This window comes from Burkholderia sp. AU15512, from assembly GCF_002223325.1.
In the GTDB taxonomy this organism is placed as follows: Bacteria; Pseudomonadota; Gammaproteobacteria; order Burkholderiales; family Burkholderiaceae; genus Burkholderia.
On the sequence record NZ_NKEX01000013.1, the window covers coordinates 1 to 1226 of the forward strand.

1 protein-coding gene is annotated in these 1226 nt (G+C 65.3%); it reads left to right on the forward strand.

Going from position 1 to position 1226, the window contains the following annotated elements:
* The coding region (locus CFB43_RS37410; RefSeq protein ID WP_089499094.1) for an electron transfer flavoprotein-ubiquinone oxidoreductase at nt 1-1226 on the forward strand (1226 nt) is incomplete at both ends.

Genomic DNA, 1226 nt, shown 5'->3' on the forward strand with positions numbered 1-1226 from the left:
GCACCGCTCGACGTCGAGGTGACGGAAGACCGCTTCCTGTTCCTGTCCGAGAAGAGCGCGGTCACCACGCCGAACTGGGCGCTGCCCGCGAACTTCCAGAACCACGGCAACTACGTGATTTCACTGGGCAACGTCACGCGCTGGCTTGGACAGCAGGCCGAGGCGCTGGGCGTCGAGATCTTTCCGGGCTTCCCGGCCGCGGAGATTCTCTACAACGACGACGGCTCGGTCAAAGGCGTCGCCACCGGCAACATGGGCGTGGGCAAGGACGGCGAGCCGACCGAGAACTTCCAGCTCGGCATGGAACTGCATGCGAAGTACACGCTGTTCGCCGAAGGCTGCCGCGGCCATCTGGGCCGCCAGCTGATCTCGAAGTTCAAGCTCGACGCAAACGCGGATCCGCAGGCCTACGGGATCGGCATCAAGGAACTGTGGGAAATCGACCCGGCCAAGCACAAGCCGGGCCTCGTGATCCACACGGCCGGCTGGCCGCTGAAGTCGGATACCTACGGCGGCTCGTTCCTGTATCACATGGACAACAACCAGGTCGTGGTCGGCTTCGTGGTCGGCCTCGGCTACACGAACCCGTACCTGTCGCCGTTCGAGGAATTCCAGCGCTACAAGACGCACCCGTCGATCCGTGCGTTCCTGGAAGGCGGCAAGCGCGTGTCGTACGGCGCGCGCGCGATCACGGCCGGCGGACTGCTGTCGCTGCCGAAGACGGTGTTCCCGGGCGGCGCGCTGATCGGCGACGACGCGGGCTTCCTGAACGCATCGCGGATCAAGGGCAGCCACGCGGCGATCAAGACCGGCATGCTGGCCGCCGACGCCGCATTCGACGCGGTGCAGGCCGGCCGCCAGTCGGACGAGCTCAACGCGTACCCGGACGCCTTCAAGCAGTCGTGGCTGTACACGGAGCTGTACCGCGCGCGCAACTTCAAGCAGTGGATGGCGAAGGGGCTGTACCTCGGCACGCTGATGGTCGGGCTCGAGCAGAAGGTGATGGGCGGCAACGTGCCGTGGACGCTGCATCACAAGCATGCGGACCACGAGATGCTGAAGCCGGCGTCGCAATGCCAGCCGATCGAGTATCCGAAGCCGGACGGCAAGCTGACGTTCGATCGCCTCTCGTCGGTGTTCATCTCGAACACGAACCACGAGGAGAACCAGCCGGCGCACCTGACGCTGAAGGATGCGAACGTGCCGGTGAACGTGAACCTGCGCAC